Raw genomic sequence first — 21,927 nt, 5'->3', positions numbered from 1 at the left:
CTAGCCGTGGAACCTGAGCACGGTGGTGAACTCCCCCGACAGCGCGGTGCCGTCGGCGAAGCCGGTGCCGACCAGCGTGGTGGCGGGTTCCTTGCGCCCGAATCCGGCGGAGTACCAGCCCAGCGGCGGGTCACTCTCGCCGCGATGCGCCCGCCAGGACAGTTGCCCGGGCAGGTCGAGCACCGCGGAACGCCCCTCGCCGTCCCGGATCCAGGTGAGCACCGCCCGGTTCACCACCAGGTCCGCGGCGATCGCCGGGCCGAGGTGGAACGCCAGCCGTACGTCCCGGCGCGGACCGCGCACCTCGTCGACCACCCTCAACTCCCGGCTCGCGGCGGTCAGTTCCACCCGGCGGCGGTGCACGGACCGCTGGTAGCCGTCGTGCTCGGCACACCAGCGGGCCGTCCCCGCGTCGGAGGTGTCCGATGGGTCCGCGGTCAGGACGCGGCTGCGGGCATGCCGGGTCCACAGGAACGGGCCGCCGGAGACGGACTGGTCACCGCCGTCCACTTGCAGGGTGTTGTGGCCGAGGGTCGACCGGAAGTACTGCCGCCACTCGGGCTGCCCGTGGTAGCAGAACGTCCCCGGGTCGGCGAGCACATCGATCCCGTCGTGCCGGACCTCCACGGACAGCGCGTCCGCGTGGGCATGCGCGGCGATGGACAGGAAGCCGTGCGGACCGCCGTCGCAGCGGCACCAGATCTCTCCCGGACCGCGCAGGATGGTGAGCCCCGCGTCGGCGAAGTGGCCCGGCCGGCTCGGCGGGCGGAGCACGTCCGGTGCGGCCGCGATGGTCGAGTACGGCCGGATGAGCGCGGCCAGCAGCGGGGTACGCACATCGGTACCGGTCACCTCCGGCCACCAGGCGAGCCGGCCGAACACGGCGTCCCCGGTGGCCAGCAGCGAGGCCCAGCGGTCGGTGCCCGCGCCGTCCACGACCAGACCGTGCCCGTCGTCCGCGTCCCCCTGACGCGGCGGACGCAGGTGGCTGTCCACGACGGCCGCGAGCGCGTCGGTCATCCGCAGCAGCACCAGCCGGACGGACGCGGGGACCGGCACGCGGGCGGCATCCGCCTCGGCCACCGCGGCCAGGCCCAGCTCCAGTACCAGCCCGTGATACTCGGTGGCCAGCTCGCGGTTGAGGCCGGAGGCGAAGGTGTTGCCACGCAGGTGCCGCTCCAGCGACCGCAGCGCACCGGCCCGCCAGCGCGCCGAGGAGGGGAACCAGCCGAACGCGCAGGCCGCGGCGAACTGCCCGGCGGCCTCGGCGATGACGTGGTTGTTGGCCGAGGATCCCCGGCTGGGGAAGGCGGCCAGCCAGCGCTGGTGGTGCCAGATCTGGTTCAGCGCCACCGGGTTGCCCTCGAACAGCCCGGCCGCGCCCGGCCAGCCGTCGAGCAGCCGGCGAATCCACACCCAGGACAGCAACCGGATCCCCAGCTCGATGCCGCTGATCCAGTGCACACCGCGCAGCGGTGGATTGGCCGCCCACCACGACCGCAGGTGCGCGGCCACCCGCTCGGCGTACCGCTCGTCCCCGGTGATCGCGTAGGCGGCGGCGAGCACGGTGAGGTACTGATGCCGGGACAGCTCCCAGATCTGCTTGATGTCCCCGACCGCGTCCTCGTTCCGGTACGGCAGGTTGAAGGCATGGCCCCACGGAGCCCGGCGCCCGGTCTTCGGGTCGTACCACCAGTCCGGGTCGGCCAGGTCGTCGCGGACCACCCCGAAGTACTCGGCGTGCCCGTACATCAGCCGGTCCGCCTCGGCGATCAGACGTTTCGCGGCGTCCGGTGGCACCGCGGCGATCGTCCCGGCGGGCAGTACCGCGGTGAACCGGGCGCCGGTCACGCCCGGGCAGTCCGGCCGCGCCGACCGCCACCGCCGCCTGCGCACCGCGTCGCCCGCCCGGCCCGCGACCTCCCGCGGTCCCATCCGGGACAGCCGCCGCAGATACCAGCTCGCGGTCATGGTCATCGCGCCCTCGCCAACGTCACCGGCGCACCGCCGGCCAGGCCGGTCCGCACGGCGAGGGTGGCCGCCGTGGTGGCGACCAGCGACTCCAGCGGCACCGGCATCGGCCCGCCGGTCCGCACGGCCTTGATGAACGCGGCCAGCTCGGCGGACTGGCCCTTGTCCCGGGCCTTGGGCAGCCGCGAACTGATCCACCGCTTGCGGCCGCCGTCGTAGACAGTGGCACGGACGAAGTCGTCGAGCCGCATTGCCTTGCCATCGGCGACCAGGTCCAGCGTCTCCTTGGGGAAACCGGCCGGGCCGGTGGTGACGTAGCTGATGGTGGCGGTGGACCCGTCCGGGTAGCGCAGCACGATCTGGAGGTCCTCGTTGCCGGACGTGGCGACCGCGTACACCGAGACCGGGTCGGAATCGAGCAGCCAGCTCGCCGTGTCGATGAAGTGTCCGCCCTCCCCGGCGAACCGCGAGCCCTCGGTGCCCTGCTGGAGGTACCAACTGCCGTGCGCGAGGCGGCCCGCGTTGACCAGGTAGCGGAGGTTCGCCGGACCGGTCCGGGCGCCCAACCGCCGCTTGGCCTCCTGGAGCAGCGGCGCGAACCGGCGATTGAAGCCCACCTGGAGCCGGTCGTTGCCGGACTCCTCCACCGCCGCGAGCACCCCGGCCAGTTCGTCCTCGGTGAGGGCCAGGGGCTTCTCCACGAACACGGGCTTGCCGGCCAGCAGTGCTTTTCGGGTCAGTTCGGCGTGTGAGCTGTGCCGGGTGACCACGAACACCGCGTCGATGGAGGGGTCGCCGAGCACGGCGTCGAGATCGGTGGTGGCCTCGGCGAAGCCGAACTTCCGCTGCGCGTTGGCCGCGGACAGCGCCGTCGTGGTGACGACGGTCGACAGCACGACTCCGTCGCGCGGCGCCAGATGCGGCAGCAGCATCGACGTCGCGTAGTTTCCCGCGCCGACGAACGCGAGGCGCACCGGCGTCGAGATGGCCCGGGCCGGGGTGGCCGCGACACCGCCGCGTGGCTTCACCGCGGGCACGGCCACCGCCAAAGCCGCGGCTTCCGCTGTCTCCCGCGCGGGTTCGGGATACCGGAACAGCACGGCCACGGCCTTCAGGTCGCCGTCCTTCAGGCGCTGGTACGTCTCGACGGCGTCGTCGAAGTCGGCGACGTGGGAGACCAACGGCTCCACGTCGACGCTGCCGTGGGCGATGAGATCGAGGAAGCACGCCAGGTTGCGGCGCTCGGTCCAGCGCACATAGCCGATCGGGTAGTCCCGCCCCTCCAGCTCGTACTCCGGGTCGTAGCGACCGGGGCCGTAACTGCGGGAGAACCGGACGTCGAGCTCCTTCTCGTAGTACGCGTTCCACGGCAGGTCCAGGCGGCACTTGCCGATGTCGACGACCCGGCCGCGGTCCCGGCAGAGCCGGGCGGCCAGCTCGACGGGCTGGTTGCTGCCGCCGCCGGCGGCCAGATACACCTGGTCCACGCCGTGACCGCCGGTCAGCTCGGCGACGGCGGTCTCCACGGTCGCGGACGCCGGATCGCCGCAGGCCACAGCACCCAGGCTCGCGGCGAGCTCGCAGCGCCCGGGGTCGGGGTCGGCCCCGACGACGCGGACTCCCGAGGCGGCGAGGAGCTGCACCACCAACTGCCCGATCAGCCCGAGGCCGATGACCAGGGCCACCTCGCCGAGCCGGGACTCGCCCTGGCGCACGCCCTGCATCGCGATCGACCCGACGGTGCCGAAGGCCGCGTGCCGCGGCGCCAGGCCGTCCGGCACCCGGGCGTAGAGGTTCTTCGGCACCCAGTTCAGCTCGGCGTGCAACGCGTGCTCATTGCCGGCGCAGGCCACCAGGTCGCCGACCTTCACATCGTCGACCCCGGCGCCGACCTGCTCGACCACCCCGCACAGCGAGTAGCCCAGCGGCGTATAGGAGTCCAGCTTGCCCATCACCTTGCGGTAGGTGGCGGGCACCCCGTTGGTGGCCACGCTCTGCATGACCTTGGCCACCTGGTCCGGCCGGGAGCGGGCCTTGCCCAGCATCGACATGCCGGCCTCGGACACCTTCATCAGCTCGGTCCCGGTGGAGATCAGCGAGTAGGCGCTGCGGACCAGCACACCGCCCGGCTTGCACCCCGGCACCGGCACATCGAGCACCGCCAGCTCGCCGCTCTTGTAGTTCTGCACAACCTGTTTCACCCGAACTCCTCCGAAATTCCTAAGCCGTTGATCGAGTGCTCTGGCCGGACCCGGAGGTCGCGTCGCGATACCAGTACTCGAGGGTCAGCACATGCCACAGATGTTTGGAGAAGTCCCGCTGTCCGGCGGCGTCCTCGGCGACCATCCGCGCCAGCGCGTCGCGGCGCAGGAACCCGGACCGGACGAGCACCCCGTCGGTGACCACCTCGCGCACCAGCGGTGCCAGATCCCGGCTCATCCAGGCCCGCAGCGGGGCGCTGAACAGGCCCTTGGGCCGGTACACGATCTCCCGCGGCAGGATCGAGGTGGCCGCCTCCTTGAGGACGGCCTTGCCCTGCCGTCCGACGATCTTGCGATCGCCGGGCACGGCGAACGCCGCCCTGACCACCTCGACGTCCACGTACGGCACCCGCACCTCGGTCGAGGCGGCCATGCTGGAGCGGTCCGTGTACGCGAGGTTCAGGCCCGGCAGGAACATCCGGGCGTCGCCCAGGCACATGCGGTTGACGAAGTCGTCGAGGTCATTGTCCTGGTAGACGTCCGCATGTTCGGTCAGCACGTCCTCGACCGTCCCGGCCAGGTCCGGGTCGACCAGGGCGAGCAGCTCGTCCTGGTCGTACATGGTGTAGCTGCGCCGGAACGCGGTCTCCTCCGGCAGATCGGCGAAGGAGAGGAACCGCTTCGCGAAGCGCACCGACCGGTACCCCCGGCGGGACGTGGCGACCGGCAGCCGGTCCACGGCCGCGGACACCCCGCGCCGCAGCGGCCGCGGGACGCGCTGGTAGCGCAGCGCGAGCAGGTTGGCCAGGTGCTTGCGGTACCCGGCGAACAGCTCGTCGGCACCCATCCCCGAGAGCATCACCTTGACCCCGGCCTCCCGGGCGGCCGAGCAGATCAGAAAGGTGTTGATCGCGGCCGGATCGCCGATCGGCTCGTCCAGGTGGTACGTCATCTCCGGCAGCAGGTCGAGCACGTTCGGCGCGATCTCGATCTCATGCAGATCGACGCCGAACCGCTCGGCCACCCGCCGGGCGTAGCGCAGGTCGTCGGGCATCGCCTCGAACTTGGCGTCCTCGGCGCGGAATCCGATCGTGTAGGCCGAGATTCCGGGCTGGTGACGGGCCGCCAGCGCGGTCAGATAGCTGGAGTCGAGACCACCGGAGAGGAAGGTCGCCACGGGTACGTCGGACAGCAGATGGCGCCGCGTCGACTCCTCGACGATGGCTCCAAGGTCCGGCAGGTCACCGCTGCGGGCCCGCTCCCGCCCCTCGGCGGCGACGTCCCTCAGGTCCCAGAACCGGCCGCGCTCCACCCGGCCGTCGGCCCGCAGTCGCAGCCAGTTCCCCGGCGGCAGCTTCTCCGCCTCGCGGAACGCGCACCGTGAGTCCGGCACCCAGTAGTACAGCAGCGAGGCCACCAGCGCCGCATGGTCCACCTCCAGCGACCCGCCGGTGGCGGCGGCGAGTGCCTTGAGCTCGGAGGCGAACACCAGGCCCGCACCGCGCCGGAGCAGGAACAGCGGCTTGATGCCGAGCTGGTCGCGGGCGAGCACCAGGTCGCCGGTGCGCTCGTCGAAGATCCCGAACGCGAACATGCCGCGCAGCCGGGGCAGACAGTCCGTGCCCCAGCGCCGCCAGGCTTCGAGCAGCACCTCGGTATCGGAGGTACCGCGGAAGCGCACCCCGGCGGCCGTCAGTTCGGCACGCAGCTCGGGCGCGTTGTACAGCTCGCCGTTGTACGTCAGGGCGAGGCCGTCCGAGACCATCGGCTGGGCGCCGGTCCCGGACAGGTCGACGATGGCCAGCCGGCGGTGGCCGAGGTGCACTTCGCCGTCACCGGCGGGGTGGCTGTACCGGCCGGACCCGTCCGGACCGCGGTGGGCGAGGGTGCCGGTGAGCCGGTCGGTCACGACCTTCCCGTCCGGCCATCGGTAGGTGCCTGCGATACCACACATGTCCTACTGCGCCTCCTGGTCGCTGTCCGGGACCCGGGCGGCCCACATCGGCGGCCGCTCCGTCCGTAGCCGGCCCTTCACGTTCTGCCGGGCGGGCCGCTCGCCATGGCCCCGCAGCGCGATATGCAGCCCGTCCCACAGCGTGCCGTCGGTCCGGTCCCGCGGATCGGGGTCGATCAACACCACACCGATCACCGGAATGCGCTGGTCCGCGAGCTGCCGCGCCACGGTGTGCAGCCATGCGGCGCTGCCGTGCCCGGCACGCACGACGAGCACGGTCCGGGTGCCGAGGTACTGGAGGTCGGTCCACGCCGTGCCCGGCGCCACCGAGCCGACTCCGAGCCGGCGCTCCTGATCCGGCATGGCCGCGGCCTGCTCGCCGCCGACCACGGCCGGGTCTCCTGGCTTCGCGCGGCGGCCCGCGAGCTGCGGGCCGGGCAGGCCGTCGACGATGACCACCGGGCCGTCCGCCGCCAGTGCCCCGGCGACGTCCAGGGCGATCGCGCTCGTGCTGCGCGCACAGCCCAGCTCCAGCAGCGACACCGGTTCCGCACAGTCGCGCACGGTGCGGGCCAGGGACGTGGTGAGCCTTGCCCGGGCCGCCCGGGTGCGTCGGCGCTGACCCAGCCTGCCCGTCCGGCGGGGCAGCTCCGCGATGACCGAGGCGCCGAGGTTCGCCGCGATCTCCCGGCGCAGCACGGGGCGGTCCGCCACCACCGTGCCGACCGCGGCCAGCGCGAGCCCGAGGACGAGCCCGAGGACGAGCCCGATCGCGGCGTCGGTGACGGCGGTCTTGGGCAGGGAGTACCGCACCGCGCGCGGGGCGTCCACGATCTGGGTGCCGGAGACGACCTGGGGTGTGCCGGTGCGCGCCTCCGCGGCGCGCTGGTCGAAATCGGCGATCCGCGAGTTGAGTTCGGCGCGGCGGGCGAAGAGCGACTCGGTGCCCGCGGACGCCTTCGGATCGCTGTCCGGCGAGCGCTCTCCGATCTCCTTGTTGACCCGGGCGAGCTCGCCCCGCATGCGGTCACGCTGGTCGAGCAGGGCCTTGGCTTCGGCCTTCGCGGTTTCCCGCATCCGCCGCACATGGTCCGCGACGAACGTGTCGGCCAGCGCCTTGGCCCGGGCCACCGCTTGCGCTTCGCTGTCGCCGGTCACGGTGATCTGGAGCAGGTTGTTGGTCAAGCCGGTACCCCGGTAGTCCTGCATGAAGTCCTCGGGTTTTTCCGGGGACTTGAGGGACTGGAGGGCCTTGTCGGCGATCCGCGTGGTCTGGAGGAGTGCGACGTCGGTGCGGATCAGCGTTCCGGTGTCGTTCGGCTGGTCCTCCTTGTGCGCGACCAGCACCTTGGTCACCGCGGTCGGCGGCGGCGGCAGCAGGACCGCCATCGCCGCGCCGGCCAGCAGCCCCAGCAGCGCCAGGGAGCACCACAGGCGGCGGCGCCTGCGCACCGCCACCACCAGTGCCTGGAGGTCCAGCAGCGGAGCGGAGGCCGACGACTCCGAAGTCTTGCTCGTCGTCACACCGAACCTCCCGGCGCGTGGCCGCGAGCCGTGAGCGCGGGCGTGGCGGCATCCCGGGGAGGGCCGGCAGACCGTGCCGGACGGGCCCGGACCGTGGCGGCGACGACGATGCCGACGACCTCATGCCCGGCGTCCGCACACGCCTCGGCGACGTCGGCGAGCTCCTCCGCGGTCCGGCTGCCCGCGCCGAGCACGACCAGGGCACCGGACTCGGTGTCGCGGTCCGGCACCACCGGCTGGGACACCGAGACCGCCACCATCCGCAGCATGGGGTATCCCCTGCTCGAAGAGGTCGGCGAAGCATCGCTCCCGGCCTCGGCGACGAGCTGTCCGGCGGCCCGGCGGGCGACCTCGTCGCCGTCCGGGACGACAACCAGCAGCCCCCGGGGGCCCGGCAGTTGGTCCCGGAGGCGGGCGCACACCCGCCGGTAGCGGAGCTGTCTGCTCGCCTCGTCGCCGGACGTCCGCGGGGTCGGTAGCTCCCACCGGATGTCGAGGTCCAGCAGCCGGCGGATCCGGGCCCGCGGGCCACGGCCTTCCGGCCGCCGCGCGCGCCGTTCACCGGGTACGTCGACGGTGCCCAGCAGCGGGGAGCCCAGCGCCGCGGCGATCTCCGGTCCGGTGCGCGGCCTGCGGCTCACCCGTGCGGCGGCGAGATGGCCGATGACCGCGATCAGGAAGAACAGCAGCGCCCCGGCGACGATGAACTGCGTCCTGGTCGGCGCCGCCTCGCCGGTCGGCCGGGCCGCCGGACCCATGACGACCATGGTGCCCCTGCTGGTCGCCGGATCGGCCTCGTCCAGCTTTTTCACGGCCTCCTGAAGCGCGGTACGCAGCTTCGCCAGCTCGGTGCGGGCCTGCACGCCCTCCACGGTCTTCCCCGGATCGGCCGCCTCGGACAGGTCGGTGATGCGGCGGTTGGTCTGCACCACCATCTTCCGCAAGTCCTCGGGCCCGGCCGCCGTATCGGGGTCGGTGTTGTCGCCCGCGAGCCGCGCGGCGAAGGTGACGAACTGCTGGGCCACCTGGTCGGAGAGCTGCCGGGCACGCTCCGGGGTGTCGGCCGTACCCGAGATCTTGATGATGTTCCCGTCGGCGGCCTTGGCGCTCACCCGATCCCGCAGCCCGCCGCCGCCGACCCCGGGCCAGCCGAGCGTGGCGGCCACCCGGTCGACCACCACCGAACTGGTCGCGATCTCCGCCTGGGTCAGCAGCTCGCGCTCCTCCCACTGCCCCGGCAGCAGTACCGATGCCGACGTGGTGTACCGCGGCGGAAACAGCAACGAGGTGCCGTAGCCGACAAGCGCACCCACCACGGCGAGGACGGTGAGCAGCCGCCAGCGCCGACGGAGCATCCGCCCGATCGTGACCAGGCGTATCGTGTCATCGCTCAACGGTGCGGCCTCTTCCCGGGCCGCACCGGGCCGCCCGCCGACACCGGAGTGTGGTCGCGGCAGGCGGCGGCGTAGGCGGCGAGCAGCGACGCCTGCGAGTTCCGCCAGGAGAGCGGCCCGCCGATCCGCTCCTGGCCGATCTTGCCCATCCGGGCCCGCCGCTCCGGATCGTCCAGGAGCAGCGCGATGAGCCCCGCGAACGCGGCCTCGTCGTCGGCGGGCGCGTAGACGGCGGCGTCACCGGCGGAGACGCGCGCCTCCTTCAGGTCGAACGAGACGATCGGCCGGCCCATCACCATGTACTCCAGGACCTTGTTCATGGTCGACACGTCGTTGAGCGGATTGCGCGGGTCGGGGGAGAGGCACACGTCCGCGGTGGACAGATAGCGCACCAGGTCGGCGTCCGGGATGCGTCCGGTGAACCGCACCTGCTCGGAGAGCCCGAGCCGCCGGGACAGCTCCACCATCGCGTCGAAGGCGTCACCGGCGCCGATGAACACCGCATGCCAGTCGGTCCGTCCGAGCTCGTCACGCAGCTTCGCCAGGGCCCGCAAGGCGTAGTCGACGCCGTCCTGCGGGCCCATGACGCCCAGATAGCACAGCAGATGGGGCTTGCCGCGCTTCAACTCCGGTTCGGGCGGAACCGGTTGGAACCGGTCGGTCTGAGGCGCGCTGCGCACCACGAAGACGTCCTCAGACCGCTTTCCGCCACGGCGCAGCGCGACGTCCCGGTAGCTCTCGTTCGTGGCGAGCACGATGTCCGCGGCCCGGTAGGTCCGCCGTTCCAGCGCGCACACGGCGCGGTAGAGCAGGTCCTCGCCGCGGTTGAACCGGGAGAGGTACAGCTCGGGCACCAGATCGTGCTGGTCGAAGACGAACCGCGCGCCGCGCCGCTTCAGCCACCACGCCGGCAGGAACAGCAGGTCGGGCGGATTGCAGGCGTGGACCACGTCGACCGGGCCGACCTTGCGGGCCAGCCGGGCCGTATGCCACAGCGCCGATCCGTACTCCCGCAGATACCCGGCCGGTCCTCCGGTGGCCGCGCGCAACGGGTAGCGGTGGATCCGCACCCCGTCGATCTCCGCCTCGGGCTCCGTGTCCCGCTTGTCCCCCCGGGGACAGATGACGTGCACCTCCCAGCCCGCGTCGCGCAGCGTCGTGCACTCCTGCCACACCCGCCGGTCGAACGGCACCGACAGGTTCTCCACCAGGATCAGCGCGCGACGGTTCAGCGCGCCACCGCCGGTCGTGTCACCAAGCAAGGCCCATGTACCCCGGTTCGGCCCGGCGCGCCTCGGCGTCGGGAAGGCGGATGAGATCGACAAGCACCGGACCGTCGCCCTGCGGCAGCGCCGACAGCACGGCCGGATCCCTGGTCCCGACCAGGCACACCTCGGCGTGCTCCAGCACCTCGCCGACGGATTCCGCGAGCAACTGCGCCAGATGCGGCAGCCGGTTCTCGATGTACTCGCGGTTCGCCCCGATCAGCCGGGAGAGGTTGACGTTGGCGTCGTAGATCCGCAGGTCGTAACCCTTGCCGAAGAGCCGCTCCGCCAGTTCGACGAGCGGGCTCTCGCGGAGGTCGTCGGTGCCGGGTTTGAAGGACAGCCCGAACATGCCTATCCGGCGCTTGCCGGTGCGCTCGACCAGGTCCACCGCGCGCTGGAGATGGTCGGAGTTGGAGGGCAGTACATGGGCGAGAATGGGAACCGAGACATCGGCCCGCTGCGCCGCATGGACCAGGCTGCGCAGGTCCTTGGGCAGACAGGAGCCGCCGAAGGCGAAGCCGGGCCGCAGATAGGCGGGGCTGATGTTCAGCTTGCGGTCGGCCAGGAACACGTCCATCACCTGGTGCGAGTCCACCCCGAGCGCCTGGCACACCGAGCCCAGCTCGTTCGCGAAGCCGATCTTGAGGCCGTGGAACGCGTTGTCCGCGTATTTGATCGCCTCGGCCGTCGGGACCGGCACCCGGAACACCTCGCCGGGCACGCCGTCGTACAGCGCCATCACCGCGTCGCCGCTCGCCGGGTCGAGCTCGCCGATGACGGTCTTGGGCGGGTCGAAGAAGTCCCGCACGCTCGTGCCCTCGCGCAGGAACTCCGGGTTGACCGCGACCCCGAAGTCCACCCCGGCCGTGCCGCCGACGTTCTTCTCCAGGATCGGCACCAGCAGGTTCAGGCAGGTGCCCGGGAGCATGGTGCTGCGGAACACGACGGTCTGCCGGCCCTCCTGCCCGGCCCCCTCGGCCAGCGCGGCGCCGATCTGCTCGGTGACCCGCTCCAGATATGTGGTGCACAGGCTGCCGTTGGGCTCCGACGGCGTGCCCACGCAGACCAGCGACACCTCGCTGTTCCTGATCGCCTCGCGGACGTCGCCGGTGGCGCGTAACGCTCCGGTCCGCACGACCTCGGCGATGAGCTCGCCGATCCGCTCCTCGACCACCGGCGCCTTGCCGTCGTTGACCAGGTCCACCTTCACCTGGTTGACGTCCACCCCGATGACCTCGTGCCCCATGCTCGCCAGGCACGCGGCCGATACGCAGCCCACGTAGCCGAGCCCGAAAACGCTGACTCTCATGCCCCGTCTCTCCCCCCAGGCAGGCCCTCGCGGCCTGCGGTCCGCGCGCCGGTCGGTCGACCCGCGCGCATCAATAGGCCCCCTGCCCGTGCAGCACCGCACGCAGCGTCTTCCACAAGATCACTGTGTCCAGGGCCAGCGACCAGTCCTCCACGTACCGCAGGTCGAGGCGGACCGCCTCCTCCCACGGCAGGTCGCTGCGTCCGCTGATCTGCCACAGCCCGGTGAGCCCGGGCTTGACCAGCAGCCGCCGCCGGATGTCCGGGCCGTACGCGGCGGACTCCTCCGGCAGCGGAGGCCGCGGTCCGACGAGCGACATCGATCCGGTGAGCACGTTGAAGAGCTGCGGGAGCTCATCGAGCGAGTACCGGCGCAGCACTGTTCCCACCCGGGTCACCCGCGGATCCCGGCGGACCTTGAACAGCAGCCCCGCGCCCTCGTTACGGTCGGCCAGCTCCGCACGGGCCCCGTGGGCCCCGGCGACCATGGTGCGGAACTTGAGAATGGTGAACTCGCGGCCGTCCTTGCCGACTCTGCGCTGGCGGTAGAACGCCCCACCCCGACTGTCCACCAGCACCAGCAGTCCGACGAGCACCATCAGCGGCGCGAACAGCACCAGCAGGACCGCCGCGCCCACCCGGTCGACAACCCCCTTGATCGCCCGGCGGCCCCCGGTGAAGGTCGGCATGCTGACCCGCAGCAGCGGGATCCCGAGCACCGCGTCGACGTGCAGCCGCGGCCCGGCCACCTCCATCAGCACGGGGGCCACGACCATCTCGGCATCGCTGCCCTCGAGGTTCCAGGCCAGCCGCTGCAACCGGTCCGGTGACCAGTGCGGGTCCGGTGTGACCGCGACGACACGGTAGCCGTCGTGGCGGACGTGCTTGGCGACGTCCGTCAGCCGGCCGACGACCCGCACTCCGTCCAGTTGGTCACCGTCCAGCCCGCGACCGTCCGTCGTGCACACCGCCTCCACCCGCCAGCCGAGGTGCGGGAACTTGCGGGTCCGGCTGATCAGATCGCGCACGGTGGCCGGGCTCCCGGCAGCGAGTACCGGTCTCAGACACCGTCCTTCCTTGCGCTGTTTGTGCAGCCAGAGGCGGAGCACATACCGCGCGGTCATGGTGATCAGCGCGATCGCGGGGATCGCGACGAAGATCCAGAGCTTGATGTTGCGCGAGGTCAGCGCGATCCCGCCGAGCGCCAGAACGACGGTCGCCGTGAACAGTGAGCGGCCGAGCCGGCGGAATTCCTCGGCGCCCTGGCCGAGCACGGCCGGAGCCCATGACCGGCTCACCGCAAGCGCCCCCAGCACCAGCAGCTCGGTGCCGAAGGCGAGAATTCCCCACTTCTCGTGCCAGTTGGCCGCGTCCCGGGCCCCGAAGAAGTTGCCGATCGCCGCCACCACGAAGGCGGTGGCCACGGTATCGCTGGTGATCACGGTACGGCGGTACCGCTGCTCCCAGTTGTTCGCGGGCCGGCTGATTGCCCCGTTCGCCAGACGCCCGCGCACTGACGAAATCGGGCTGACTAATCCCCCTCGCCGCACAGAACCCCCCCAGGTCCCCAGTGGTTCGACGTGTTCGCCTAACACTGTTCCTCCCCCTCGGGAGGCCCCCCCTCCCGCACTGTTCCTCCCCTCGGGAGGCGTTCCTCCTCGCGGGAGGCCCCCGCCCCCGCGAGTGACATCCCGGATATCGCAGCGCTACGTGGACACCCGACCCCCCCGGACGGGTGCGGACTCGCATGTCCTGCCAGACGCTCGAGGTGCGTGGGAACCCGTCGAAACCTCGGGTGCTCCCCACACCCAAGGCCGCCCCTCTCGGGCTCCCGAGAACTGACCAACCCCACATCCGGCGCCCGGGACGCGCCTGCTGGCCGCCCGTAGCGCCGGACCTGTAGATCATTATTTGTCGCTCGTGTCCAACATGCGAAGCACGGGTCAATCTAGAACATGAGGGCTCGCCTGAAGAAGAGTTGTGTGCAATTTGTGCTCAAAGTTTGAAGCCGGATCCACCGAGCGGTGACTGACCGCGGGGCCTTGACGCCGAAGACGGGCCCTGTGGCCTGTGATGACGGGAGTTCTCCGGGCTTGCCGGCGCCGGGCAGCCCCGAGGTGTCTGGCACACATCCAGCCTCTATGCGCACTTCTACTACGTCGATTGCGGTGCGATGAGTTACCGCCGCAGAGTGATGTAAGGCATTGCGCGTCGCTTCGGAGTACTACTGCTCCTTGCTCACCGGCGCGGTCAGGCGCCGCGCCCGACCACGTGAACGTGGCGAGCGGCCGCATGGCCGAACTATGAACTGGGCTGGTGTCTCGTCACATCGGTTCGCGGTGATCACCGGTGCGCCCCGGTCTTCGCCGTCACCGAACTCGGCTCCGACATGGCGCACGAGGCCACTCGGGTCGGGCTGGACGAGATGCGGTCGGCCATCACGACCATCACCGCGGGAGACGTGGCCGATTACGCGGGCGTGGCCGGTGCTTCCTCGGGCTGTGCCGGGATCCGGCGGTGAATGTCCTCGAGCAGGGCCCGCATCGCCATGCGGAAGATCTCGGCCTGGTGCTCGCCGATGAAGGAGGTGTGTCCGAACACCTCCAGGACGACCATGCCGTGCAGATGGCCCCATGCGCCGAGGAGGAGCGCGGTCGCCGGGGGCGGCAGGGTTTCCGGGCCGTGCGGAAACAGGGGTTCCAGATGCGCCTCGAGAGCCGGTGAGAGCCCCCGGGTGTCGGCCGCGGCCAGTTGTGCCGTGGTGAACCCGTCGAACATCTCGTGCTGGAATATCTCGCACATCCGGCGCAACGCCTGCGTGGTCGGGCCGTCGTGGGGCGCCGCGTAATGACGCAGCGGCGCTCCGTAGAGCAACTGAAATCGCTCGACGTGGGTGATGGCCCATCGGCGATAGCCCTCGGTGGCGGCCATGAACCGCACCTCGGCCGATTCGTCCGCCGCTGTGTCGACGGCCGCCGTCACGGCGTCGGCCAGGTCCCGGTACGCCTTGGTGATGAGCATGGTCAGGAGGGCGTCCCGGTTGGGAAAGTAGTGGTAGAGCCCCTGGACCGTCATGCCCAGGTTGCGGGCGACGCCCCTCAGGGACAGGGCGTGCGGCCCGTGTTCGGCGATATAACGCTCGGCGGCCTCCACGATCTCCTGGGTGGCGACGGCCCGGCGCCGCTGGCGCAGGGATGGCACAGCCGTCGTATACGGGTCAGCGGACATGCGGCGATCCTACGACGGCCCATCCGGCGAGGTATCGGAATGCGGCGGCGAGGTATCGGAACGCGACAGCAGGCTGAGACGCCGAACGCGGCCTGAATTTCCTCACAGGTGTCAGGTAAATCTCCTACTGCTCAAACGGTGACGGTCTCACTAGCGTCGTGCCCGGCGACGAAGAGCGCGGCACCGCACCCCCTCTGACGGGGTGAAGGGCTCTGCGACGCATTGCGTCGGCTCCTGCCCGGGCTCCCGCCCGGCCGACGCCCCTCGCCTGTTTCACAGAACGCAGTGAAGGAGATCCTCCGTGTTCGAACGTATGGCCGAACTGGCGATTCGCCGGTCCCGGCTGGTGCTCATTGTCGCCGTTGTGGCCGTGGCCCTTATGAGCGCGGTAGGTGCGGGTGCCTTCGACAAGCTGAAGGGCGGCGGCTTCGACGACCCCGCCTCCCCGTCCACCCGAGCGGCGGAAGTCATCGACGACAAGTTCGGCGGAGAGACGAACCTGGTCCTGCTGGTCCGCTCCGCCAAGGGGCGCGTCGACACCCCCGCCGCCCGCGAGAGTGGCCGAGCCCTGGTGGCCGACCTCAAGAAGGAGAAGGAACTCGGCAACGTCGTCTCGTACTGGGAGACGAACAGCCCCGACCTCCGTTCCAAGGACGGCCGCCAGGCCATGGTGCTCGCCCATGTGACGGGCGACGCCACGGAGCAGCGGGACAACGCCCAGAAGATCCTGGACACCTACACCGGCACCTACAAGGACAGCCTCACCGTCCGGGCCGGAGGAGGCGCCGCCGTAGGCGCCGGGCTGTCGAAGCAGGTGGTCGACGATCTGATCCTCGCCGAGGCGATCGCGATACCGCTGACCCTTGTACTGCTCCTGTTCGTCTTCGGCAGTGTGGTCGCGGCCCTGCTGCCGCTGGCCATCGCGGTCATCGCGGTCATGGGCTCGTTCGCCCAGCTCTTCCTGCTCGGCAGCGTCACCGATGTCGCCGACACCGCGACCAACCTCACCACCGCCCTGGGCCTCGGACTGGGCATCGACTACGCCCTTTTGATGGTCAGCCGCTTCCGGGAGCAGCTCGCGGCCGGGGTCAGCGTGGACGACGCCGTCCGGCGGACGGTGCACACCGCGGGCCGCACCATCGCCTTCTCCGCCGCCACCGTCGCGGCGGCCCTGGCGGCACTCCTCGTGTTCCCGCAGTACTTCCTGCGCTCGTTCGGCTTCGCCGGAGTCGGTGTCGTCGCCATCGCCGCCCTGAGCACCCTGTTCGTGATGCCGGCCCTGCTGAAGGTGCTGGGGCACCGGGTCAACAGCGGGCGGCTGCCGTGGGTGAAGTCGCGGCGCGCCGGCGCCCACCAGGTGCCTGTGTGGGGACGGCTGGCGCGTGCCGTCATGCGGCGGCCCGCGCTCACCGCACTGCCCGTCCTCGCGGTGCTGCTGTTCGTGGCGAGTCCGCTGCTGAACATCACCTTCGGTACGCCGGACGAGCGCGTGCTGCCCGAGGACGCCGAGAGCCGCCAGGTCTCACAGGTCCTTCGGACGAACTTCGGCGGCAGTGACGACTCCGCCCTCCACATCGCCATCGACCAGGCCGTGGACAAGGCCCCGCTGGCGTCGTACGCGGGCCAACTGTCCAAGCTCGAGGGCGTCGAGCGGGTCGAGACCAGCACGGGGACCTACACCAAGGGACGGTCCGCGGCGACCGGCCCGGCCAACTCCGCCTTCGGCAGGCCCACCGCGCAGCGGATCAGCGTGGTGAGCGGCCTGACACCGAAGTCGGACGCGGCCCAGAGCCTGGTCGAGCAGGTGCGCTCGGTCACCCCGCCCCCCGGGACCCACCCCCTGGTCGGGGGAACGGACGCGGTGCTCGTCGACGCCAAGGATTCCATCGCCGACAAGCTCCCCGTGGCCGTGGCCCTGGTCGTCCTCACCACCTTCCTGCTGCTCTTCCTGTTCACCGGCAGCATCGTGCAGCCGCTGCGCGCACTGCTCCTCAACCTGATCAGCCTGGGCGCCACCCTCGGTGTGATGACCTGGATCTTCCAGGACGGCCACCTCTCCTCACCGCTCGGCTTCACCGCGCAGCCGATGGAGGTGTCGATGACGGTGCTGATGTTCTGCATCGCCTTCGGCCTCTCGATGGACTACGAGGTCTTCGTCACCAGCCGGATCAAGGAGCTCCACGACCACGGGGCCGACAACGAGACCGCCGTGGTCAACGGTCTGGGCCACACCGGACGCATCGTCAGCGCGGCTGCCTTCCTGCTCGCGGTGAGCTTCTTCGCCTTCGGCACCGCCAAGATCAGCTTCATGCAGATGTTCGGTCTCGGCAGCGGACTGGCCGTCCTCCTCGACGCCATCGCCGTCCGCGGTGTCCTCGTCCCCGCCGCGATGCGTCTGCTCGGGAAGACGGCCTGGTACGCGCCCGGCTTCCTGCGCAAGCTCCATATGCGGTACGGCCTCAGCGAAGGCGGCCCCGAGCCGGCGTCCACACCCGGACCCGTGGCAGCGGCTCCGACCCGCACCGAGGACTCGTCCAGGGTCTGACCAGGGCCGGTATCGGATCCGTGGGCACCGCCACTCGTTCATGTCCGCTACGGGGGAGGGCGCCCCGTAGCGGACCGCGAGTGCGTTGGTGTCCCGTGGCCACGGTCCGGGGTGGTGCTACCGGCTGATCGTGTCGAGGGTGGCGTTGAGGTCGGTGGTGCGGGGCCGGTTGTGGGGCAGTTTGGCAAGCAGCATGGCCATGCCGCAGGTGTCGGTGAGTGCGGAGAAGACCAGGCCGCCGCCGATGGCGGCGGACAGCCAGCGGGCGGGGCGGTAGCGGGTGCCCAGGGCGAGGCCGGTGACGACGAGGGAGCCGGCGGCGAGGCGGACCTGACGTTCCATGGACCAGGCGGCCTTGGTGGTGTTGGTGTCGTCGCGGTGGACGGGGTGGCCGTGCTGGATCCAGGCCGTGGTGCCGCCGGTGAGGGTGGCGGCGGGGATACCGGCGGCGGCGAGCCGTTCGCAGGCGGTGGTGGAGCGGTTGCCGGAGGCGCAGACCATCAGCAGCGGGCCGCGGACGGCGGCGGCCTTGAGGGCGGGCAGGGCGATGTCGAGGTGGTCGAGGGGGATGTTGTGGGCGCCGGGGAGGCGGCCGGAGGCGTATTCACCGGGGGTGCGGACGTCGATGACGGTGTAGTGGTGCAGTTCCTCGGCGGCCTGGGCGGGGTGGAGGGCGGTTGCGGTGTGCACGGGGCGGACGTTCCTTTTCGATAGCTGTGCCGAACGGACTAGAATACCTGCGGGGGTATCGACAGCAGGAGGCAGTGTGGAGCTGGAGATGGCGGCCGACGAGCTGAAAGGTGTGCTCAACCGGCTGCGACGGGCTCAGGGGCAGATCGCCGGGGTCATCAAGATGATCGAGGACGGCCGGGACTGCGAGGACGTGATCACACAGCTCGCGGCGGTCTCCCGGGCGCTGGACAGGGCGGGGTTCGCGATCATCGCGACGGGGCTCCAGCACTGCGTGGCCGAGGGCGGGCAGCCGACCGCGGACCGGCAGCAGATGCGGGCGCGGCTGGAGAAGCTGTTTCTCTCCCTTGCCTGAGGTGTGGGTCGTGCTTGCCTGAGGTGTGGGTCATATCAGGGCGTCGGCGAGCATGAAGGCCGCCACGGCCAGCAGTGCGATCGCGAACATCTGCTGAAGGCGGCGCCCGGCGACCTTGCCGGCGAGACGTTTGCCGTCCCACGCGCCCAGCGTCGCGGCCCCGGCGAACGGGCCGACGACCGACCAGTCGAGGGTGACGGTGGCGGCGGCCGGGACCAGGTAGCGGGCGCCGGTCAGCCGGGCCAGTTCCAGGCCGCCGGTGATGTAGTCGTTGTGCACATGCGTCTCCGCCACATAGGCGATCCGCACCCCGCGCCTTGCCGCGGCGGCCACCACCTGATCCACGTCGCGCGGCGGATCCACGACGACCGCGGCACTCGGACCGCCGGCCAGATAGCTGCGGTTGCCCAGGCCCTCGAACTCCAGGGTGTCGACGAACAACACAGGTATGGCTCCTTTCCGTGAGGATTTACCCCTGGGGGTATCTGCTCCGCACTCTAACAGAGGTACCCCCTGGGGTATTAATTCGGGCGGAAAGCGCCTACCGCCGCTGTGAGACCGACCACAGGGTTCGGCGCCCGTCGGATGGCGCCGCCGGGTCGTGAGCGAGACCGGAGAATCCGCCTCCCACCAGGCGCGATACAAGAGGGACGGCGGCGATTGGTGGCGGCGCGCCACCGTGCCGCGCGGCCACGGGCCCGGGCCGCCGACGCCCCGGAAAACGAGCGGCTCCGGTTAACGCTGGGTAAACTGCCTGTTCGGCGTTATGCGGGCGTCGGTTCGACCGGAGGGGGCGGAACATATCCGTCCGGCCACCGGTGCCCGCGATTCGAGCCGGCCGCTGGACGGCCGAGCCGAGTGGCCGCCCTCGCGGCAACCATCAGCCGCGAGCGAGTGTTCGGGACCCGGCTCAGTGTGGAGCCGGATGGCAGAGGCCGATGGTCCGGGTCGACCGGGCGGTGTGTCGCCGAACATTCGGTTCACCGACTGCGGAGAGGCCGGATGGCCGTAATAGACGAGTCCCACGCACTGATCGACGAGCCCCGAGCACTGATCGACCCGCTGCTCGCACCCGGCGAGGAGGAGCCCGCGGCACCGCCCGCCCTCTTCCCCGGACACGGCGCCCACACCGAGCGCACCCTCATGGACGTCCTCGGAGAGACGGCCCGGCGCCACCCGAACGCGCCCGCCGTCGACGACGGTACGGCGGCACTCGGCTACCGTGCGCTCCTCGCCGAGGTGGAGAGGGTGCGGCTGCGGCTGGTCGAGGCGGGCCTCGGCGTCGGTGACCGGGTGGGCATCCGCGTCCCGTCCGGGACCGCCGATCTGTACGTCGGGATCCTCGCCGTGCTGGCCGCCGGTGCGGCCTATGTGCCGGTGGACGCGGAGGACCCGGACGAGCGGGCCGAGCTGGTCTTCTCCGAGGCCGAGGTGAGCGTGGTCCTCGGCGACGGGCTCGAGATGACGGTGCGCGCCGAGCCGCACGGCGGCCCCGGCCGCCCGGGGCCCGGCGACGACGCGTGGATCATCTTCACCTCCGGATCGACCGGCAAGCCCAAGGGCGTCGCCGTCACCCATCGCAGCGCGGCCGCGTTCGTGGACGCCGAGGCCGGGCTGTTCCTGGCCGATGAGCCCATGGGGCCGGGCGACCGGGTGCTGGCCGGGCTGTCGGTGGCCTTCGACGCGTCCTGCGAAGAGATGTGGCTCGCCTGGCGCAGCGGCGCCTGCCTGGTGCCGGCGCCCCGGTCGCTGGTGCGCACGGGCGTCGACCTCGGCCCCTGGCTGGTCGAGCAGGAGATCACCGTGGTCTCCACGGTCCCCACGCTGGCGGCGCTGTGGCCGGTGGAGGCGCTGGACGACGTACGGCTGCTGATCTTCGGCGGCGAGGCGTGCCCGCCGGAACTGGCCGAGCGGATGGCGGTCGAGGGCCGCGAGGTGTGGAACACCTACGGTCCGACCGAGGCCACTGTCGTCGCCTGTGCCGCGCAACTGACCGGCGAGGGCCCGGTGCGGATCGGGCTGCCGCTCGACGGCTGGGAACTGGCGGTCGTGAACGCCCGGGGCGAGGCCGTGCCCATGGGCGAGGTCGGCGAGCTGGTGATCGGCGGGGTCGGGCTGGCCCGGTATCTCGACCCGGCGAAGGACGCCGAGAAGTACGCCCCGCTGCCGTCGCTGGGCTGGCCGCGGGCGTACCGCAGCGGCGACCTGGTGCGGGCCGAGGAGGAGGGGCTGCTGTTCGTCGGCCGAGCCGACGAACAGATCAAGCTGGGCGGCCGCCGGATCGAGCTGGGAGAGGTGGACTCCGCGCTCCAGGCGCTGCCGGGCGTGGCGGGCGCCGCGGCCGCGGTGCGGACGACCAAGGCGGGCCACCAGTTGCTGGTCGGCTATGTCGTGCCCGAGGACACCGGTACCGGCTTCGACCAGGCGGACGCGCTGGAGCGGCTGCGGCAGGCGCTGCCCGCCGCGCTGGTGCCGCTGCTCGCGGTGGTCGCCACACTGCCCACCCGTACCTCCGGCAAGGTGGACCGGGCGGCGCTGCCCTGGCCGCTGCCGGGCATCGGCACGGACGCTCCGGCGGACGAGCTGACCGAGACCGAGAGCTGGCTGGCCGAGCTGTGGGGCGAGGTGCTGGGCACCCCGGCGAGCCGGCCGGACGCCGACTTCTTCGCGGCCGGCGGTGGCAGCCTCGCCGCCGCCCAGCTCGTCTCGCGGATCCGGGACCGCTACCCCAGCGGATCGGTCAGCGACATCTACCAGAACCCGCGGCTGGGCGCGCTCGCCCGGACGCTGGAGGAGTCGGGCGGCGAGACGGCGGCGCCGCGCACCGTACGGCCCGTGGCCAGGCGCACCGGTGTCGCGCAGACGCTGCTGATGCTGCCGCTGCTGACGGTCGCCGGGCTGCGCTGGGGCGTGGCCGCGGCCGCGGTCTTCAATGCGCTGAACCTCGTCGGTGCCGCCCCTTACGCGCCCACCGTCTCCTGGTGGTGGATCCTGCTCGGCTGGCTGTTCTGCGTCTCGCCGCCCGGCCGGATCGCGATCGCCGCGGGTGGTGCGCGGCTGCTGCTGCGGGGCCTGAAGCCGGGGACGTACCCGCGCGGCGGCGGCGTCCACCTGCGGCTGTGGACGGCCGAGCGGCTGGCCGAACTGAGCGGTGCCACCGGCCTGTCCGGCAGTTGGCTCACCCACTACGCCAGGGCACTGGGCGTGCGCGTCGGCGACGATGTCGATCTGCACGCGCTGCCGCCAGTGACCGGGATGCTCAAGCTCGGCAAGGGCAGCGCGGTCGAGCCCGAGGTCGATCTGTCCGGCCACTGGCTGGACGGCGACCGCTTGCGGATCGGCCGGATCCGGATCGGCGCCGGCGCCACGGTAGGCGCCCGCAGCACGCTCTTCCCCGGCGCCCGGATCGGCAAGCGCGCCGAGATCGCCCCGGGGTCCGGGGTGACCGGTGCGGTGCCCGCGGGGCGCCGCTGGGCGGGCGTGCCGGCG

13 protein-coding genes and 1 pseudogene are annotated in these 21,927 nt (G+C 71.6%); 3 read left to right on the top strand and 11 right to left on the bottom strand.

Annotated elements, in window-relative coordinates; genetic code table 11:
* From KN815_RS22865 to KN815_RS22825, 9 genes are all read right to left on the bottom strand, one after another.
* On the bottom strand, positions 1–1,977 hold the full coding sequence (locus KN815_RS22865) for a heparinase II/III family protein (RefSeq protein ID WP_216343805.1): 1,977 nt from the start codon (positions 1,975–1,977) through the stop codon (positions 1–3).
* Positions 1,974–4,172, bottom strand: coding sequence for a bi-domain-containing oxidoreductase (locus KN815_RS22860; RefSeq protein ID WP_216343804.1), 2,199 nt, complete (start codon positions 4,170–4,172; stop codon positions 1,974–1,976). The genes KN815_RS22865 and KN815_RS22860 overlap by 4 nt, the downstream gene beginning before the upstream one ends.
* Positions 4,173–4,191: 19 nt before the next feature.
* A complete protein-coding gene (gene asnB, locus KN815_RS22855; protein ID WP_216343803.1) occupies positions 4,192–6,126 on the bottom strand; it encodes an asparagine synthase (glutamine-hydrolyzing) in 1,935 nt (644 codons plus the stop codon).
* 3 nt (positions 6,127–6,129) lie between these two features.
* Positions 6,130–7,650: a Wzz/FepE/Etk N-terminal domain-containing protein gene (locus tag KN815_RS22850; RefSeq protein WP_216343802.1), complete on the bottom strand. Its 1,521-nt coding sequence runs from the start codon at positions 7,648–7,650 to the stop codon at positions 6,130–6,132.
* On the bottom strand, positions 7,647–9,044 hold the full coding sequence (locus KN815_RS22845; RefSeq protein WP_216343801.1) for a Wzz/FepE/Etk N-terminal domain-containing protein: 1,398 nt from the start codon (positions 9,042–9,044) through the stop codon (positions 7,647–7,649). The genes KN815_RS22850 and KN815_RS22845 overlap by 4 nt, the downstream gene beginning before the upstream one ends.
* The gene (locus tag KN815_RS22840) at positions 9,041–10,306 is read right to left on the bottom strand and encodes a glycosyltransferase family 4 protein (RefSeq protein ID WP_216343800.1); all 1,266 of its coding nucleotides are present in this window, start codon (positions 10,304–10,306) and stop codon (positions 9,041–9,043) included. Before KN815_RS22840 ends, KN815_RS22845 begins: the two co-directional genes overlap by 4 nt.
* Positions 10,296–11,621, bottom strand: a complete 1,326-nt coding sequence (locus KN815_RS22835; RefSeq protein ID WP_216343799.1) for a nucleotide sugar dehydrogenase — start codon at positions 11,619–11,621, stop codon at positions 10,296–10,298. Before KN815_RS22835 ends, KN815_RS22840 begins: the two co-directional genes overlap by 11 nt.
* 70 nt (positions 11,622–11,691) lie before the next feature.
* A complete protein-coding gene (locus tag KN815_RS22830) occupies positions 11,692–13,170 on the bottom strand; it encodes a sugar transferase (protein ID WP_216343798.1) in 1,479 nt (492 codons plus the stop codon).
* 919 nt (positions 13,171–14,089) lie between these two features.
* Positions 14,090–14,848, bottom strand: coding sequence for a TetR/AcrR family transcriptional regulator (locus KN815_RS22825; RefSeq protein ID WP_216343797.1), 759 nt, complete (start codon positions 14,846–14,848; stop codon positions 14,090–14,092).
* Between the two features lie 301 nt (positions 14,849–15,149).
* Here KN815_RS22825 and KN815_RS22820 point away from each other — a divergent pair, with 301 nt between their 5' ends.
* Complete coding sequence (locus KN815_RS22820) at positions 15,150–17,393, top strand: MMPL family transporter (protein WP_216343796.1); 2,244 nt, start codon at positions 15,150–15,152, stop codon at positions 17,391–17,393.
* A gap of 117 nt (positions 17,394–17,510) precedes the next feature.
* On the opposite strand, the gene KN815_RS22815 is transcribed toward KN815_RS22820, so the two are convergent.
* On the bottom strand, positions 17,511–18,083 hold the full coding sequence (locus KN815_RS22815; protein ID WP_216343795.1) for a rhodanese-like domain-containing protein: 573 nt from the start codon (positions 18,081–18,083) through the stop codon (positions 17,511–17,513).
* Between the two features lie 76 nt (positions 18,084–18,159).
* On the opposite strand from KN815_RS22815, the gene KN815_RS22810 reads away from it, so the two are divergent.
* On the top strand, positions 18,160–18,438 hold the full coding sequence (locus KN815_RS22810; RefSeq protein WP_216343794.1) for a metal-sensitive transcriptional regulator: 279 nt from the start codon (positions 18,160–18,162) through the stop codon (positions 18,436–18,438).
* A gap of 192 nt (positions 18,439–18,630) precedes the next feature.
* Here KN815_RS22810 and KN815_RS22805 read toward each other — a convergent pair.
* A pseudogene (locus KN815_RS22805) lies at positions 18,631–18,882 on the bottom strand (MBL fold metallo-hydrolase); the annotation flags it as partial.
* Between the two features lie 558 nt (positions 18,883–19,440).
* On the opposite strand from KN815_RS22805, the gene KN815_RS22800 reads away from it, so the two are divergent.
* Positions 19,441–21,927: non-ribosomal peptide synthetase (locus tag KN815_RS22800; protein WP_216343793.1), on the top strand; the 2,487-nt coding region annotated here is incomplete at its 3' end.

The sequence above is a fragment of the Streptomyces niphimycinicus genome (genome assembly GCF_018883605.1).
Lineage (GTDB): Bacteria > Actinomycetota > Actinomycetes > Streptomycetales > Streptomycetaceae > Streptomyces > Streptomyces niphimycinicus.
Note: the sequence above shows the minus strand (reverse complement) of the source record. Positions and strands in the feature narration are given on the sequence as shown.